Consider the following 17,313-nt stretch of genomic DNA (forward strand, 5'->3'; position numbering starts at 1 on the left):
GGTCAGTTCCTCCGTGTGCCGTCCGTGCGCTCAATCCGCACCACGTCGCCTTTGTCCCCGCCCAGGCGCAGTTCGGCCGCGCCGAACAGGCGATCAACGATGTAGTACGGCGCACGGAATCGGTAGTTCACCAGTTGCCCGTCGCCTTGCGCGCCGATCACGAACAGCGGCGGCAGCTCGCCCTGGGCGATGCCGGGCGGGAACTGGATGTAGACCTTCTCGCCGTCATCGAAAGCACGCAGCGGCTTCCACGGCGGATTGCTGCCGCTGATGGCATAGCGGAAACGGATCTTCTCCAGCGACAGGCCGCTATCGACCGGGGCGGCGGCGCTGGCCGCCTGCGCCTGGCGCTGCAAGGCCAGCATCTTGTCCTTCGGGTACTCCCAGGACACCGACGCCATCCACGTCTTTTCGGTCGAAGTCAGCTCCAGCAGATACGTCCGGCGGCTGGTGGTGATGACCAGATTGGTCTTCAAGCCCGAGCGGATCGGCTTGACCATCACGTTGACGCGCAGAGCCTCACCGCTGCCGCTCGACGTGTCCCCGACGATCCAGCGCACCGTGTCGCCGGCCGCGACCGTCACCAGTTCCTCGCCGGGCTGCAGCGAAACCACCGTCACGCGGCCCACGGCCGCATAGAGCTGGTAAAGCGCGCCATCGGTAAAGGGCCAGACCTGGATCGCGTTGACGTAGCCTTCGCGCGTGGGCGCGACACGGGCCTCGGCATTGGCGCGCGAGACGCGCACTTTCTCATCCGCGGGTTCCGGCGCGGGCTTGGCCTCCTCGGTCTCTGGCAGTGGTTTCAACTGCGACGGCAGCGCGAGCGGCTGCGGCACCGTGACCACCTCCACCGGTTTTGGTGGCTCCGGCAGCGGCTGGGCCTGCACCGGCTCATCGAGCGAAATGGTCGGTGGCGGCTTGCCCTGAGTAGCGCAGCCAGAGAACAGCACGGTCGAAGCCAGAAGCATCACCGGCAAGGCGGATTTACGGAAAAGATCATTCATGGTTTTGCTCCTTCGTTAGCTTCCAGTTCGCGGCTCCACGACAGCCCGTTGACGTAGATGCCCAGGGGGTTCTTGCGCAGACGCTGCTCGGTGCGCGGGGTTTGCAGCACCGTGGAAATCACCGCGTTCCAGCGTTCGGTGCGATCCAGCGCGCCATTGACGAAGCGCGTTTCCGTCCAGCGCACGTTGAAAGACGTGTCGCTGGCGCGGGTCACGCTGGTGATCTGCACCGTCACCGACTCCTTGCCGATGCGCGCGAACGGGTCATTCGTGCGGGCGTACTCGTTGAGCACGACCGCGCCTTTGTCGGTCGTGTAGTCGTAGGCATCGAGCCAGTTCTGCCGCACCACGATGGGGTCGATGGACAGCGAGCGCACCAGGCCGATGAAGCGGCCCAGGTGGTAGGCGATCTGCGCATCGCTGGGCTTGTAGGGCGTGGCGGCCTCGCCGACAGCGCGCACCTGGCCCGCGTTGTCCACCTCAATGACGTAGGGCGTGACGATGGACTGCGCCGAGCGCCAGACTAGGCCGCCCGCCATCAGCACGGCCAGCGTGAGGCAGCCAAAGGCCATGAAACGCCAGTTTCTGGCCTGCACGCGGGCCGAGCCGATGCGCTCGTCCCAAACCTGGGCGGCGGATTGATACGGAGTAGCAGGCTGTGGCGTATCGGCGTAGCGCACCTGCGGTCGTTTGAATCGCATGGGAGTTCTCCTTGAAGATCAGGAATCGGAATCGCGCAGGCTCGGGCCTTGGCTGGAGCTGCCGCCATCGCCGCCGCGCAGCGTGTGGGCGGCGGTCGTCGCGGCATGGGTGAGCTGCTGCCTGCGATGCAGGCGCTTGGCCCAGGCGGGTTGCGCGGTGGATGGGGTTGGCTCGTTTGCAGCCTGTGCGGCACCGCCCCCTGACGCCGATCCGGCGTCATCGGGCCGGAAGGCGGCGGCGACACGCTCCTTCATCGAGCGCGCGCCCTCAGCCACCTTCTGCCCGGTCGCCTGCGCGCCGGTCTTGGCGACATTGCCGACACCAGCGGCAGCGCCCTTGAGGCCGCCGCCGGCGGATGCAGAACCCGCCTGAAACGCCGACCGCGCGCTGCTGGCGGCCCCAGTGGCGGCACGCGCTCCGCTACCGGCCAGCTTGGCGGCTGCGGGCGCCATGCGCGCCCCGGCGGCGACTGCGCCGCCGACGCCCGTAGCCGCAGCGCCCACGGCAACAGCAGCGCCGGCCGCGCCCAGCGCCGCACCGGCCATCGCACCTGCGCCGAGCTGCGGGCCGCCGGACACCAGCCCGGTTGCAATGCCCGGCCCGAAGATGCCCAAGGCCAGCAGCGTCAGCGAGGCCAGCATCACGACCACGGAGTGGTCGATGGATGGTTCGGCGGGCTGTACCTGAAACTCGGCGAACAGGCCCGAGCCGATGCCCACGATCACCGCCAGCACCAGCACCTTGATGCCGGACGACACCACGTTGCCCAGCACCTTCTCGGCGAGAAATGCGGTCTTGTTCCAGAGCGCGAACGGCACCAGCACGAAGCCGGCAAGCGTGGTCAGCTTGAACTCGATCAGCGTGATGAAAAGCTGGATCGCCAGCACGAAGAAGCACAGCAGGACGATCAGCCAAGCGAGGAACATCACGACGATGGGCGTGATGTTCACGAAGACTTCGGGGAAGCCCGCCATGTCGCCGATCTGTTTCAGGATCGGCGCACCGGCGTCGATGCCGACCTTCGCCAGCCGGCCCGGTTGCAGGAAGTTCTCCATGCTCAGGGTCGAGCCGCTGGCCGTCAGGCCCAGCCCGGCGAAGGAGCGGAACACGATGCCAGCCAACCAGTTGAAGTTGCCGATGATGTAGGCGAAGGCGCCGACGTACAGCACCTTGCGGATCAGCTTGGCGATCACGTCCTCGCCCTGGCCGGTGGCATGGCTCATCGCCCAGAACAGCCCGGCGAGCGTCATGTCGATGACGATCAGCGTGGCGGTCAGAAACGCCACTTCGCCGTGCAACAGGCCAAAGCCCGAGTCGATGTAGCGCGAGAAGGTGTCGAGGAAGCGGTCGATGACCGTCACGTCGTTCATGGCGAGTCCTCCTGCCCAGGCAGAGCGATTGCCGCGCTGCCATCGGCGGGTTCATCGAAGCTGGGCGGGATCGGCGGCAGGTCGGCCAGCGTCTGGTACTCATTCGGCCCGGCCTGGCCGGAGAGAAAGCGCCGCAGGTCGGCCTGTGCCACCTGCGCGCAAAACGCGCCGTCGTGCGCGCCCGCGCGGCACTGCGCGCGCAGCGCGTGCAACCGGGCCGGGTCGGCGGCGAGCGCATTCACCGACACTTGCTGCGGCCGGTCACAGCCGGCCAGCACCAGCGCATGAATGGCGAAAGCAAACACGACGGGCGTGCGTTGCATGGCAGCCTCCGTCAGCGGTTGTAGAAATTGACGGGCTGCGGCGTGTACGGCGTGCCTTCGCCCAGGAAGCGGCGCGTCACTTCGCGCCCGCGCTCCGTGGCCGCCGCCTGCCGCGCCAGTTCCAGCGAGGCCGCGCGGTCTTGCGTGATCTGGAGCCGCTGCGTCTGGATCGACTGCTTGGCCTGCAAGGCCAGCAACTGGTTCATGGCCTGCATCGCTTGCAGCGCGCCCTCGGCCGACTGGCTCTTGCCCACGAGGTCGGCCAGCACGCTTTCGTCGTCGCTCAGGTTCTGCGACGCCTGGGCCTGCATCTGCATGGTCGTTTGCAGGCCGTTGAGCGTGTTCTTCCAACGCTCCTGCGCATCGAGGTACATCTGATTGCCGCTCACCGTGGCGGCGTACTTCTCGGGATACAGGCGCACGAATTCGCGGTCGATGCTTGTCACTTCGTAGGCCAAGCCCTTGGCCTGCGCGATCAGTCGCTGGGTGGTCGCCAGGTTCGCGCGCAACTGGCCGACCACGCTGGACGGCAGGCTGGCCAGGTTGCGCGCCTGGTTAATGAGCATCTGCGCTTCGTGCTGGAGTTGCTGGATCTGGTTATTGATCTGCTCCAGCGTGCGAACGGCGGTGAGCGTGTTCTGCACCAGATTGGTCGGGTCGAGCACGATGTCGCCGACGCCGAACAAGGCGTGGGCGGGTTGCGCGATGCCGAATGCGAGCACGCAGGCGGCGGTCAACGCGGCGAGCTTGGGGGTATGCAATTTCATAGTTGGTTCTCCTGGGGGTGGTCAGCGGTACGGAGGGAACCCGGCGCGTAGCCGGGGAACGAGGGCAGCAGGTCGGCCGCCCAATCGAGGCCGCGATGGCGCAGCCAGGCGCCCGCGAAGCCGGGCACGCCGGCGTCCTGCGGCACGCGGCCAAGAACCTCATCAATGGCGCGCTGGTCTTGCGGCGTGGAAGCACCCGCGAAGGCCAGCGTCGCCGGCCCCAGGTCGAGGTCGAACACGCGGTTGCCGAGGCGGGATTGGTAGTAGTAGTCGCGCTTGGGCTGCGCGGTGGCGACGATCTCGATCTGCCGGCTGTTGAGGCCGAAGCCCTCGTAGATCGCGCGAATCTGCGGTTCGGTCGCTTGCGGGTTCGGCAAGAAAATCCGGCTCGCGCAGCTTTCGATGATGGCCGGCGCGATGGCCGAATCCTTCACGTCCGCGAGCGACTGCGTGGCGAAGATGACACTGACGTTCTTCTTGCGCAGCGTCTTGAGCCACTGGCGGATGCGCGCCGCAAACACCGGGTCATCGAGGAACAGCCAGGCTTCATCGAGGATCAGCAGCGTGGGCGCACCATCCAGCCGCTCCTCGAAGCGCGCGAACAGGTAGCGCAGCACCGCGAGCACAGCAGCCTTGCTGTGCATCAGCTCCTCCATCTCGAACGCCTGCACGTCGGATGTGCCGAGGCGGTCGTGGTCGGCATCCAGCAGCCTGCCGTGCGCGCCGCCCAGGACGTAGGGCGCGAGTGCCTGGCGCAAGGTGTTCGATTGCAGCAAGGCCGTCAGGCCCGTGAGCGTGCGCTGCTCCACCGGCGCGCTGGCCAGGCTCCCCAGCGCAGACCAGATGGCCGCCTTCTCGTCCGGGCCGACGGCCGCGCCTTCGTGCAGCAGGCGGCCTTCCACCCATTCGCTGGCCCAGGTGCGGTAGCCCTCTCGGTCGATGCGCGCCAGCGGCTGGAAGGCGATCTCGTCGTCCGCGCCCAGGTCGTAGTGCTCGCCGCCCATGCCCAGGATGGCCGCGCGGATCGAGCGCCCCATGTCGAAGGCGAAGATGCGCGAGCCGCGATAGCGGCGGAACTGCATCGCCATCGTCGCCAGCAGCACCGACTTGCCCATGCCGATGGGGCCAACCACCAGCGTGTTGCCCACGTCGCCGATGTGCGTCACCAGCCGGAACGGCGTGGCGCCGTCTGTGCGCGTGACGATCAGCGGCGGCCCATCGAGATGCGCATTGCGTTCCTGGCCGGCCCATACCGCCGACACCGGCATCATGTGCGCCAGGTTCAGCGTCGAGACGATGGGCTGGCGGACATTGGCGTATGCGTTGCCCGGAATGGACGACAGCCACGCATCCACGGCGTTGAGCGTTTCGGGGATGGTGACGAAGCCGCGCCCCTGGATGACGCGCTCCACCATGCGCAGCTTCTCGTCGGCAACGGCGGCGTCCGCGTCCATGACGGTGACGGTCGCCGTCAGGTAGCCGAAGGCGACCTGATCGCTGCCCAGCTCCTGCAAGGCAGCATCGGCGTCGGCGGCCTTGTTGTTGGCGTCGGTATCGACCAGCGGGCTTTCCTGCTGGAAGATCGTCTCGCGCAGCAACGCGATGACGTTCTTCCTTTTCGCAAACCACTGGCGGCGCAGTCGGGCGAGTTCTTTTTCCGCCTCGGCTTTGTCGAGGCACAGAAAGCGCGTACTCCAGCGATACGCGAAGCCCAGGCGGTTGAGGTCGTCCAGAATCCCCGGCCAGGTCGAGGTCGGGAAACCGCGCACCGACACCACGCGCAGGTGCTGGTCGCCCAGCATCGGCGCCAGGCCACCGACCAGCGCGGAATCGGTCAGCAGCGCGTCGATGTGGAACGGCACTTCGGGAACGCCGACGCGGTAGCGGCGCGTCGAGACGGTCGAATGCAGGTAGGTCAACGTCTGGCTGTCATCAAGCCAGGCGATCTCCGGCATCACGCCATCGAGCAGGTCGAAGATGCGATCCGTTTCAGCGACGAAGGCGTGCAGCCGCTCGCGCCAATCCACGCCTTCGGTGGGCCGGTTTTCGTACAGCAGGCCCGCGGCCCGAGCACGGGATTCCTCGGACGGCAGGTAGGCCAGCGTCAGGTGATAGCCGCTCTCGAAGTGGTTGCCCGAATCCTCGAAGGCGGCGCGGCGTTCTTCATCGACCAGCCAGGACAGCGGTTCGGGGAAATCGGAGTGCGGGTAGTCGGCGGCAGACCGGCGCTCGGCTTCGATGAACAGCGCCCAGCCCGAACCCAGGCGGCGCAGCGCGTTGTTCAAGCGCGCCGATGTGGCGATCAGCTCGCCTTGCGTCGCGCTGTCGAGGTCGGGGCCACGAAAGCGCGCCGTGCGCTGGAAGCTGCCGTCCTTGTTCAAGACGACGCCCGGTGCCACCAGTCCGGCCCAGGGCAGCCAGTCGGCGAGCAAGGCCGGTCGCTGGCGGTATTCGGCGAGGTTCAGCATCGCGGCGTCCTCCCCTACACGTCCAGCAGCGGGCGGTGCTTGATGTGCCGCGCGAACACGGCCATGAACTGCGGATCGACGCGCGCGCCCCGCATCGCCAGCGAATGGCCGACGATCCAGAGCACGACACCGGGAATCCACAGTTGCAGGCCCAGCCCGACAGCGGCGGCCAAGGTGCCGTTGGCGATCGCCACGGTGCGCGGTGCGCCGCCCAGCAGGATCGGCTCGGTGAGCGAGCGATGCAGCGGCACCTCGAACCCGGCCGCGAAGGTGTCCGGGGCACTCATACGACGGCCCCGCCCGAGAAGCTGAAGAACGACAGGAAGAACGAGGACGCGGCGAAGGCGATGCTCAAGCCGAACACGATCTGGATCAGCTTGCGAAAGCCGCCCGACGTGTCGCCGAACGCGAGCGCGAGGCCCGTGGCGATGATGATGATGACCGCGACGATGCGCGCCACCGGCCCCTGGATGGATTCAAGGATGGATTGCAGCGGGCCTTCCCACGGCATCGAGGAACCGGCGGCCTGTGCAGTGCCCGCAAGCAGCAGCATGAAGGCAGCGAGCATCAAGCCTTGCATGGCCGGGCGGGCCAGGCCATCCAGCCGCGCGGGACTGGAGCGGCGGGAAAGCGGATTTACAGAAATACGGAAAGCATCAACGTGCGTCATGGCAGTTCTCCAGAAAGGTCGAGGGATGGGGAAGTCGCCGCAGCGGGTGCGGCATCGGGAAGTGGCGGCAGCTCGGGAAACGGCGCGTCCATCGCATCCGCCAGTCGGTAACCCGCGCCATCGAAGCCGACGACGCGGGCGATGCTCTCGATGCGGCGCTTGCGTCCGCGCCCGGCGATGTGGATGACCACGTTGACCGCTTCCGCGATCAGCGCACGGGGCGGGTTCTCCGCCACTTCGAGAATCAGTTGCTCCAGGCGCAGCAGCGCGCCGAGGGCGGAGCCGGCGTGGATCGTGGCAATGCCACCCGGATGGCCCGTGCCCCACACCTTGATGAGATCCAGCGCCTCGGCGCCGCGCACCTCGCCCACGACCACGCGGTCAGGCCGCAGGCGCATGGACGAGCGCACAAGCTCGGTCATCGACACCACGCCTGCGCGGGTGCGCAGCGGAACGTGGTCGCGGGCCGCGCATTGCAGTTCCACCGTGTCTTCGAGCACCAGCACGCGGTCGCCCGTGGCGGCGATCTCGGCCAGCAGCGCATTGGCGAGCGTGGTCTTGCCGCTGCTGGTGGCGCCGGCGATCAGGACGTTCTGCCGCTCGCGCACGGCACGAACGAGAAAGCCCGCCTGCGCGCTGGTCATCATCCCGTCGATGACGTACCGCTCCAGCGGAATCACACCGATGGCGCGCTTCCGCAGCGCGAAGGCCGGCCCTGGCGCGGCGGGCGGCAAGATACCCTCGAAGCGTTCGCCGGTTTCGGGCAGTTCGGCGGACAGTAGCGGCTGGCCGCGATGGACTTCTGCGCCAACGTGGGCGGCGACAAGGCGGATGATTCGCTCGCCGTCCGCCTCGGACAGCTCCACGCCCATCGGTGCGCGGCCCGATGAAAGCCGATCCACCCAAAGGGTGCGATCAGGATTGAGCATGACTTCCACCACGTCCGGGTCTTCGAGCGCGGCAGCGATCAGCGGCCCCATCGCCGTGCGCAGCATCTGAATGCGGCGGTCGAGCGAGGTGGCGAAGGACGAAGGTGCGACGCTCATGAGGCGCGCTCTTGCGCTTCGGCAACTGCCGCCGCGTCATCCATCCGCGCCGGGTCGGGGTGCAGTTCCTCCACCACATCGCGCACCAGGCTTCGACCGCGCAGCAGGTGGCGACCCAACTGTTCAACGAACTGCTCGAAGCGCGCTTTGCCCTGTGCGCGTGCCGCGTCTTGGTGCGCCTCGGGAACTGGCGTGCTGACCGTGAGGTAATAGCGGATGAACAGCGCCAGCGTTTCGATGGCGATGTTCTGGTCGCGCTCCATGCGCTCGGCCTGGCGCGAGAGGCGATCAAGCCGCTTGGCAATCGCTGCCTCGCGCTGGTCGGCAGCATCGGGCGACAGCCACGATGCGAGCGCCGCCGCGACGATGCTGGATTTCGATACGCCTTTCTTGGCGGCCAGCTCGTCCAGACGCTTGGCATGCTCCGGCTGGATGAACAGGTTGAGGCGGTGTTGGGTCATAGGTCGATTCCGTCGTCAGGGTCGAGGGAAGCCAGCCGGGCCGTGCGCTGCAGGGCCGGATCGAGCTGGCGAGGAAGGGGATGCGGCATGTCGTCGTCATCGAGCAGCCCGAGGTCGGCTGCGGGCGCAACCAGGTCGGGGTCGTAGGTGACGGCTTCGGAAAGTTCGGGCTGGCGGCGTGGGCCGCTGTCGTCGGCCGAACCCAGGTTCTCCAGCCCATCGGCGGCGTCGGCCGTCGGTGCGACCGGCATGGCGGGAATCGCCAGCCCGCTCCAGTCGTCGGCGCGTTCCGGTGGCACATCGGCATAGCGCCCCTGCATGGACAGGGTTGCAAGCACCGGCGGCGGAAGCACGCGCCGCTTGAAATTGCTGTCCGCGTAGTAGCGCAGCTTCTTGGCCTTGATGGGCGCCACGCTGGACACCATCACCACGGCCTCGTCGGGCGGAAGCTGCATTACCTCGCCCGGCGTGAGCAGCGGACGTGCCGTCTCCTGGCGCGACACCATCAGATGCCCGAGCCATGGCGCGAGCCGGTGGCCGGCGTAGTTGCGCTGCGCGCGCAGCTCGGTCGCGGTGCCCAGCGTTTCGGAGATGCGCTTGGCGGTGCGCTCGTCGTTGGTGGCGAACGTCACCCGGACATGGCAGTTGTCCAGGATCGAATGGTTCTGGCCGTAGGCTTTGTCAATCTGGTTGAGCGACTGGGCGATGAGGAAGCTGCGGATACCGTAGCCGGCCATGAAGGCCAGGGCCGTCTCGAAGAAGTCGAGCCGTCCGAGCGCGGGGAACTCGTCGAGCATCAATAGCAGCTTGTGGCGGCGCGCGATGCCGTCGCTGCCGTCGAGCGATTCCGTCAGCCGTCGCCCGATCTGGTTGAGGATCAGGCGAATGAGCGGTTTCGTCCGCGAAATGTCCGAAGGCGGCACCACCAGGTACAGCGACACCGGATGCTCGGCCGCGATCAGGTCGGCAATGCGCCAGTCGCAGCGCGAGGTGACTTCGGCCACCGTGGGGTCGCGGTACAGGCCGAGGAATGACATGGCGGTGCTCAACACGCCGGAACGCTCGTTGTCCGATTTGTTCAGGACTTCGCGCGCTGCCGATGCCACCACCAGATGCGGCCCACCACCGATGTGCGGCGTGGTCATCATCCGATGCAGGGTCAGCTCGAAGGGACAGGCCGGGTCGCTGAGGAAGTTGGCGACTCCGCGCAGCGTCTTGTCTTCGCCTGCGTAGAGCACGTGCAGGATGGCCCCAACCAGCAGCGCATGCGAGGTCTTCTCCCAATGGTTGCGCCGCTCCAGTGCTCCTTCGGGATCGACCAGAATGTCTGCGATGTTCTGCACGTCGCGCACTTCGTGCGCGCCGCGCCTCACCTCCAGCAGTGGGTTGTAGGCCGACGACTTCGCATCGGTCGGGTTGAACAGCAGGCAATGCGAGAAGCGCGAGCGCCAGCCGGCGGTGATGCTCCAGTTCTCGCCCTTGATGTCGTGAATGACGGCCGATGCAGGCCAGCTCAACAAGGTGGGAACCACCAGGCCCACGCCTTTGCCCGAGCGGGTGGGCGCGAATGTCAGGACGTGTTCCGGGCCTTCATGGCGCAGGTACTGCTGGCGATGCAGGCCGAGGAACACGCCCGCAGGCTGGTCAAGGCCCGCCTTGTGGATGTCCTCCGCATTGGCCCAGCGGGCCGAGCCGTAGGTCGTGACCAGCTTGGACTGGCGCGAGCGCCAGATCGACATGCCGATGGCAACTACCATCGCGATCAGGCCGCTGCCTGCGGCAATGGCACCGCCCGCGTCGAAGATATGCGGCGCGTAGGCGTCGAAGAAGAACCACCACTCGAACAGGCCCCAGGGGTGGTAGACCGGCGTACCGAAGAAGTCGAACCACGGCGAGCCCAGGCGTAGCTGGTAGCCCAGGGCCGCTGCTGTCCATTGCGTGGCGCTCCATACGCCAGCGATCACGATGCCGAAGACGACGGCAATCTGACCGAACAGCACGTTCGTTCCTTGCATTGGTCAACCTCCCACTACGGCACAGGAACGTGCCGTAGTGCCGAGGATCAAGGCGAGCGTGCAGGCCGGTCAAAGACCGTTATGGCGGGGATTCAGGCCAAAAGAGCCAGACTTCTTGCGGTGGCGAAGACAATAAAAATGCCGCATGCGCGAGCGCGCTGCGGCGTGATGAGGTAACTGCGAGAACTTTGTCGCGGCGCCGCGACGGAAGGTTACCTTATTGGGACTTCTGCTCCGGCCGGTCACCAAAGAAGCGGCGATTCGCGGCCTCGGCGGCACGTCGGCAGAGTTCTTCGCCGGCCTTCGCGCGCTCTTCCTTGCACAGGCGCTGGACTTCCTTGAGACGCTCAGGATGGGCCACGAGGAAGTCCACGGTTTCCGTCGGTTGGGATGGCCCACAGGAGGCTGTCAGTGCAGCGGCCATCAGCAGCGACAGGAATCGGGGCATGGCTTGGGTCCTTTCAGCAGGTGGATCAGGAGTCCTCGGCGGCGCTGGAGCCATCCGCCGAATCAATGGAGTCCACTCGTGCGATGAACCGAGCCAGCATTTCGGAGGGCTCCACGTCACGGTGCAGCAGATACGTGGCCAGCATCTGCGACTTGCCCGCCAAGCGCCGGGCCACAACACCTGGCCCACGGCCGGATGCAATGTGCGCGGCGCCCGCCAAACCAAGTGCCAATCCGGCGGAGACTAAGGTCATCATCACCTCATAGGACGCCACGCGCTGGGCGATCAGTGGCTGTTGCTCGTAGCGCTGCAAAACGCGATCAACTTGGCGTGCATGGCCTTCGCATATCGCCGGATCGCATAGCGCCAGCGGATAGCGCAGCACTTCTTCCAACGGAACGTGCTTGTGGGCCAGCACAGGATGGCGAGCTGGGACCGCCACCATCAGCTCGTCTTCCCACGCAGGCCTGACCACAATGCCGTCGCCCACCTCTTCGGCCATCGAAAAGCCGACGTCATACAGGTCATCGTGCAGACCCTTGATCTGTTGGTCCAACGGCATCTCAAATAACCGAATGTCAATCTCTGGATCTTCCTCTCGGCACCGTGCCAGCAGCGTCGGCATTCGCGAGGGCGTGATGCCATCGGACAAAGCGATGCGCAACTGTCCCTGAAACCCACTGGCGGCGGACTTGACGCCGTCACACGCCTGTTTCAGAGCTTCGAAGATTCGCGGCACCCGCTCCAGGAATGCCATTCCGGCAAAGGTCAGGCGGGTGCTTCGCGTGGTTCGCGTGAACAGTTGCGCCCCGAGCTCTTCCTCTATCTCCTTGATGGTGCGCGACAAAGGGGACTGATCGATGTGCAGCTTTTCCGCTGCGCGGCCAAAGTGAAGTTCTTCGGCCACCGCTATAAAGCAACGCAAATGCCGAAGCTCCATGGTGTATCTCATCCAAGTTAAAAGGCCTTGACGAGTTCCGGCACAGCCGCGAACAGGTCCGCCTCCAGCCCGTAGTCGGCCACGCTGAAGATCGGCGCCTCCGGGTCCTTGTTGATCGCCACGATCACCTTGGAGTCCTTCATGCCCGCCAGGTGCTGGATCGCCCCCGAGATGCCCGCCGCCACGTACAGCTGCGGCGCCACGATCTTGCCGGTCTGGCCCACCTGCAGGTCATTGGGCGCGTAGCCCGCATCCACCGCCGCGCGGCTCGCGCCGATGGCCGCGCCCAGCTTGTCGGCCAGCGGGGTGATGACTTCGTCGAATTTTTCCTTGCTGCCCAGCGCACGGCCGCCGGAGACGATGATCTTGGCCGCCGTCAGTTCGGGCCGGTCGCTCTTGGCGATTTCGCTGCCCACGTAGCTGCTCTTGCCGGTGTCTGCCGCTGCGGTTGCCGTTTCCACTGCTGCGTTGCCTCCGGTCGCCGCTGTGGCGTCGAAGCCGGTGGTGCGCACGGTGATGACTTTGGTGGCGTCGCTGCTTTGCACGGTGGCGATGGCATTGCCGGCGTAGATGGGGCGTTCGAAGGTGTCGGCGCTCACCACCTTGGTGATGTCGCTGATCTGGGCGACGTCGAGCTTGGCGGCCACGCGGGGGGCCACGTTCTTGCCGCCGGCCGTGGCCGGGAACAGGATGTGGCTATAGTTGCCGGCGATGGCCAGCACCTGGGCGGCCACGTTCTCGGCCAGGCCGTGGGCCAAGCCTGCGGCGTCGGCGTGGATGACCTTGGCGACACCGGCGATCTGGGCGGCGGCTTGTGCGGCAGCGCCGGCATTGTGGCCGGCCACCAGCACGTGCACGTCGCCACCGCAAGCGGCTGCAGCCGTCACGGTGTTCAGGGTTGCGCCCTTGATGGATGCGTTGTCGTGTTCAGCAATAACGAGTACCGACATTTAGATCACCTTCGCTTCGTTCTTGAGTTTTTCGACCAGGGCGGCCACGTCAGCCACCTTCACGCCGGCGCCGCGCTTGGCGGGTTCGGTCACCTTCAGGGTCTTCAGGCGCGGGGCGACTTGAACGCCGAGGTCTTCGGGCTTGATGGTGTCCAGCGGCTTTTTCTTGGCCTTCATGATGTTGGGCAAGGTGACGTAGCGCGGTTCGTTCAGACGCAGGTCGGCGGTGATGACCGCGGGCAGCGTGAGGCTAAGGGTTTCCAGGCCGCCGTCCACTTCGCGGGTCACGGCTGCCTTGTCGCTGGCGAGCTCGACCTTGGAGGCGAAGGTGGCTTGCGGCAGACCGGCCAGCGCCGCCAGCATCTGGCCGGTCTGGTTGCAGTCGTCGTCGATGGCCTGCTTGCCCAGGATCACGAGGCCGGGCTGTTCCTTGTCGATCAGGGCCTTAAGCAGCTTAGCCACGGCCAGCGGCTGCAGTTCTTCATTGGTCTCGACTAGGATGCCGCGGTCGGCACCGATGGCCATGGCGGTGCGCAGCGTCTCCTGGCATTGAGACACGCCGCACGAGACGGCGACGATCTCCGTTGCCGCGCCTTTCTCCCTGAGCCGCACAGCCTCTTCGACGGCAATCTCGTCGAAGGGGTTCATGCTCATCTTGACATTGGCGATGTCCACGCCGCTGCCATCGCTCTTGACGCGGACCTTGACGTTGTAGTCAACCACCCGCTTGACGGGAACCAGGATTTTCATGGGAGGGTTTCCTTTCAGGATCATTCAGAGTTGATCGTCCGCCAGGGCCAGCGTGCTGGCGGCGCCGCCCGTGACGATGTCGCGCAGCATCGGCGCCTGCACCAGGACATGCGCCGCGTAATGGCTGGCTGTGGCGCGCTTGGTACCGAGAAAGCCCGCATCGCCCGCGCCCGCCGCGAGTTGCGCGGTAGCGGCTTCGGCCATGCGCGCCGACAGCCAGCCGCCGATCACGGTGCCCGCCAGCCGCAGGAAGGGCACGGCGCCCGCCGCGCACTGCGCGGGTTGACCGTCGTGGGCCAGCAGCCAGTCGACCGCTTCGTCCAGCGCCTGGGCAGCGGCTGCCAACGCGCGGCCGATCTGCGCCAGCACTGCATCGGGCGATTCGACCAACCGGCGCGCATCGCCGTCGATGCGGCCCAGCAGCGCCTTCAGCGTGCGCCCGCCCTCGCGTGCCAGCTTGCGGCCGATCAGGTCGTTGGCCTGGATGCCCGTGGTGCCTTCGTAGATGGTCGTGATGCGCGCGTCGCGCATGTGCTGGGAGGCGCCGGTTTCCTCGACGTAGCCCATGCCGCCATGCACCTGCACGCCGTCGGACGTGATGCCCTGCGCGCTGTCGGTACACCAGCCTTTGACCACCGGTATCAGCAGGCCGACCAGGGCCTGCGCCTGCGCGCGCTCCTGCGCATCGGCGTGGCCCGCGGCGCGGTCCATCTGACCGGCGCAGAAGTAGGCCAGCGCGCGCATGGCCTCGGTGCGGGCCTTCATGTCCATCAGCATGCGCCGCACGTCCGGGTGGCCTGCGATGGCGGTGCTGCCGCTGATCAGCGGCTTGCCCTGCACCCGCTCCAGCGCATAGGCGCGTGCGCGCTGGTAGGCGCGCTCGGAAATGCCCACGCCTTCCAGGCCAACGTTCAGCCGCGCGTGGTTCATCATGGTGAACATGCAGGCCAGCCCCTGGTGCGGCTCGCCGACCAGGTAGCCGATAGCGCCGCCGCTGTCGCCAAAACTCATCGACGCCGTGGGGCTGCCGTGGATGCCCATCTTGTGCTCAATCGACGTGCAGGCCAAGTCGTTGCGTTCGCCCAGGGTGCCATCGTCGTTGACCAGGTACTTCGGGCACAGGAACAGCGAGATGCCTTTCACCCCCGGTGGCGCATCGGGTAGGCGCGCCAGCACCAGGTGCACGATGTTCTCGGCCATGTCGTGCTCGCCCCAGGTGATGAAGATCTTGTTGCCGCTGACGTGGTAGTGGTCGCCCTCGTGTACGGCACGGCTGCGCAGCGCGGCCAGGTCAGAGCCGGCCTGGGGCTCGGTGAGGTTCATGGTGCCCGTCCAGCGGCCCTCGACCATGGGTGCCAGGAAGCGGCGCTGGAGTGCGTCGCTGCCATGGTGCGCAATGGCCTCCACCGCGCCCAGCGTGAGCATCTGGCACAGGCTGAACGCGAGGTTGGACGACTTCCACATCTCCAGCACGGCGGTGGAGACCAGCGTGGGCAGGCCCTGGCCGCCCCATTCGGTGGCAGCGGGCATGCCGTTCCAGCCGTTCTCGCAGAAGCTGGCCCAGGCTTCGCGAAAGCCGTCGGCGGGCGTGACCCGACCATCGTGCCAGCGCGCGCCCTGCACGTCGCCGGGGCGGTTGAGCGGATCCAGCACGCCAGCGGCGTAATTAGCCGCCTCCTGCAGGATGGCCTCGACCAGGTCGGGCGTGGTTTCTTCATGGTCGGGCTGGGCGCAGATCGCGTCCAGGCCGCCGACCTCTTTCATGGCGAACAGCATTTCGCGCAGGGGGGCTATGTAGACAGACACAGCGAATTTCCTTGATGGCTACGATCAGGCGTTTTGCGGCGTCTGTTGCGACGGGCGCAACTCGCGTGCAGCCTCTTGCGGGCCCACCGACGCCGGGCCGCCATGCCTGATGAACGCCAGGGCGATCGAGCCGATGATTCCGAAAGCCCCGATCACCAGGAAGTTCTGCTCCAGCGGCAGCTCAAGCGCAACGATCTGGCCGATTAGCAGCGGCGCCGCGATCGCGCCCAGGCGCCCCACGCCGGAGGCCATGCCGATGCCGGTCGAGCGGATGGACATCGGGTAAAACTGCCCGCAGTAGGCATAGGCCACCAATTGCGCGCCGGTGGTGCAGGCGCCGACCGCGCCGATGATCAGATAACGCAGCTCGGTCGAGGTCTGGAACGTCATCAGGTACAGCAGCACGCCGCCCAGCGCATACATCCCCACCAGCACCCACTTGATGTTGAACTTGTCGGCGAGCCACCCGCCTCCCACGGCACCGATGATGGCGCCAACGTTCAGCGCGATCACGAAGCTGAGGGCAGACCCCAGGCTGTAGCCAGCCATAGCCATCAGCTTGGTCAGCCAGCTGCTGAGCGCATAGACCATGAACAGGCCCGAGAAGAAGGCGATCCAGAACAGCACCGTGCTCGGGCCTCGCCCGTCCTGGAACAGCCGGGAGACCGGCGCACCCGCCACGCGGTCGGCGGTGGGCACGACGAACTGGGCGTCCGCCGGGTGCTTGACTCCCGGCTGGAGATTACGGGCCACTTCGGCCAGTTCGCCGTTGCGGCTGCGCGAGATCAGGTAGGTCATTGATTCCGGCACCAGCTTCAAGATGAACGGAATCAGCAGGACCGGCACACCCGCTGCGATGAAAACGACCTGCCAGCCGTACTCGCCGATCAGCTGCTTGCCGAGCACCGCGGCCAGGATGCCGCCCAGTGCGTAGCCCGAAGTCATCAGCGCCGTCATCAGGCTGCGGATCTTCTTGGGCGAGTACTCGACCATCTGTGCCACGATGACCGGCAGCACACCGCCAATCCCCAGGCCCGCGATGAAGCGCACCACGCTGAAGCTGATGGGATCCTTGGTGAATCCGGCGGCCGCGGTGAACACGCTGAACAGCATGACGCCAATGGAGAGGGCCCAGCGCCGACCAATCCGGTCGGACAGCGTGCCCAGAACCATGGCGCCGAACATCATGCCGAACAGGGCCGAACTGGCCATGAAACCGGCAGTCGATGCGTTCACGCCCATCTGCTGCATGATGGACGGCAGGGCGATGCCCACCACGGCGATGTCATAGCCGTCGATGATGAGAATCAACAGGCACCACAGAAGCACCTTGGCATGAAAGCGGTTGAAGCGAGCGTCGTCGGCGAGCTTCTGCATGTCGATTTGGCACACGTGTTTGTCTCCTTTGAGTTAGGCTCTGGATCGTGGGGCGGCGGTCATCGCCGCTCCGCTACATGTCGTCCAGCGCACACAAGGAATCCTAGGTGCCGGTGCTGCGAGCCGCGATGACGAAGCGCCCCGATCGAATGACAAACGGCCCCTTTCTGAGAGCACTGTTCAAGTGCGCCAAGAGGTCAGGCGTCAAGCTGAATA

At 66.4% G+C, this 17,313-nt stretch carries 17 protein-coding genes; all 17 read right to left on the bottom strand.

From position 1 onward, the window contains the following. Positions 1–2: 2 nt before the first annotated feature. Positions 3–1,004: a P-type conjugative transfer protein TrbG gene (gene trbG, locus LXE91_RS12830; RefSeq protein ID WP_003056120.1), complete on the bottom strand. Its 1,002-nt coding sequence runs from the start codon at positions 1,002–1,004 to the stop codon at positions 3–5. Next, on the bottom strand, positions 1,001–1,705 hold the full coding sequence (trbF, locus tag LXE91_RS12835) for a conjugal transfer protein TrbF (RefSeq protein ID WP_003056121.1): 705 nt from the start codon (positions 1,703–1,705) through the stop codon (positions 1,001–1,003). The genes trbG and trbF overlap by 4 nt, the downstream gene beginning before the upstream one ends. Positions 1,706–1,723: 18 nt before the next feature. Beyond that, a complete protein-coding gene (trbL, locus tag LXE91_RS12840) occupies positions 1,724–3,076 on the bottom strand; it encodes a P-type conjugative transfer protein TrbL (RefSeq protein WP_003056122.1) in 1,353 nt (450 codons plus the stop codon). After that, entirely contained in the window at positions 3,073–3,399 is a 327-nt protein-coding gene (locus LXE91_RS12845; protein ID WP_003056123.1) for an EexN family lipoprotein, read from the bottom strand. The genes trbL and LXE91_RS12845 overlap by 4 nt, the downstream gene beginning before the upstream one ends. 11 nt (positions 3,400–3,410) lie before the next feature. Next, positions 3,411–4,166 (bottom strand): P-type conjugative transfer protein TrbJ, encoded by a 756-nt coding sequence (trbJ, locus tag LXE91_RS12850; protein WP_003056124.1) that lies wholly within the window; start codon positions 4,164–4,166, stop codon positions 3,411–3,413. Then, positions 4,163–6,634, bottom strand: a complete 2,472-nt coding sequence (gene trbE / locus LXE91_RS12855; RefSeq protein ID WP_003056125.1) for a conjugal transfer protein TrbE — start codon at positions 6,632–6,634, stop codon at positions 4,163–4,165. The genes trbJ and trbE overlap by 4 nt, the downstream gene beginning before the upstream one ends. Before the next feature lie 14 nt (positions 6,635–6,648). Then, complete coding sequence (locus LXE91_RS12860; protein ID WP_003056130.1) at positions 6,649–6,921, bottom strand: VirB3 family type IV secretion system protein; 273 nt, start codon at positions 6,919–6,921, stop codon at positions 6,649–6,651. Then, a complete protein-coding gene (locus LXE91_RS12865) occupies positions 6,918–7,304 on the bottom strand; it encodes a TrbC/VirB2 family type IV secretion system protein (RefSeq protein ID WP_003056137.1) in 387 nt (128 codons plus the stop codon). The genes LXE91_RS12860 and LXE91_RS12865 overlap by 4 nt, the downstream gene beginning before the upstream one ends. After that, a complete protein-coding gene (gene trbB, locus LXE91_RS12870; RefSeq protein WP_046543664.1) occupies positions 7,301–8,350 on the bottom strand; it encodes a P-type conjugative transfer ATPase TrbB in 1,050 nt (349 codons plus the stop codon). Before trbB ends, LXE91_RS12865 begins: the two co-directional genes overlap by 4 nt. Next, a complete protein-coding gene (locus LXE91_RS12875; protein WP_046543665.1) occupies positions 8,347–8,811 on the bottom strand; it encodes a ribbon-helix-helix protein, CopG family in 465 nt (154 codons plus the stop codon). Before LXE91_RS12875 ends, trbB begins: the two co-directional genes overlap by 4 nt. Then, a complete protein-coding gene (locus LXE91_RS12880) occupies positions 8,808–10,826 on the bottom strand; it encodes a conjugal transfer protein TraG (RefSeq protein WP_012436231.1) in 2,019 nt (672 codons plus the stop codon). Before LXE91_RS12880 ends, LXE91_RS12875 begins: the two co-directional genes overlap by 4 nt. Positions 10,827–11,043: 217 nt before the next feature. Continuing rightward, on the bottom strand, positions 11,044–11,274 hold the full coding sequence (locus tag LXE91_RS12885; RefSeq protein ID WP_012436230.1) for an EexN family lipoprotein: 231 nt from the start codon (positions 11,272–11,274) through the stop codon (positions 11,044–11,046). 25 nt (positions 11,275–11,299) lie between these two features. Further along, positions 11,300–12,214, bottom strand: coding sequence for a LysR family transcriptional regulator (locus LXE91_RS12890; protein WP_012436229.1), 915 nt, complete (start codon positions 12,212–12,214; stop codon positions 11,300–11,302). Between the two features lie 17 nt (positions 12,215–12,231). Continuing rightward, entirely contained in the window at positions 12,232–13,164 is a 933-nt protein-coding gene (locus LXE91_RS12895) for an electron transfer flavoprotein subunit alpha/FixB family protein (protein ID WP_012436228.1), read from the bottom strand. Beyond that, on the bottom strand, positions 13,165–13,914 hold the full coding sequence (locus tag LXE91_RS12900; RefSeq protein ID WP_012436227.1) for an electron transfer flavoprotein subunit beta/FixA family protein: 750 nt from the start codon (positions 13,912–13,914) through the stop codon (positions 13,165–13,167). It lies immediately after the preceding gene. A gap of 24 nt (positions 13,915–13,938) precedes the next feature. Beyond that, positions 13,939–15,720 carry an acyl-CoA dehydrogenase gene (locus tag LXE91_RS12905; protein WP_012436226.1) on the bottom strand — a complete coding sequence of 594 codons (1,782 nt, stop codon included), beginning with the start codon at positions 15,718–15,720 and terminating at the stop codon, positions 13,939–13,941. 24 nt (positions 15,721–15,744) lie between these two features. Then, the gene (locus LXE91_RS12910) at positions 15,745–17,112 is read right to left on the bottom strand and encodes an MFS transporter (RefSeq protein WP_012436225.1); all 1,368 of its coding nucleotides are present in this window, start codon (positions 17,110–17,112) and stop codon (positions 15,745–15,747) included. Positions 17,113–17,313 lie beyond the last annotated feature (201 nt).

Source organism: Burkholderia contaminans (assembly GCF_029633825.1).
Lineage (GTDB): Bacteria > Pseudomonadota > Gammaproteobacteria > Burkholderiales > Burkholderiaceae > Burkholderia > Burkholderia contaminans.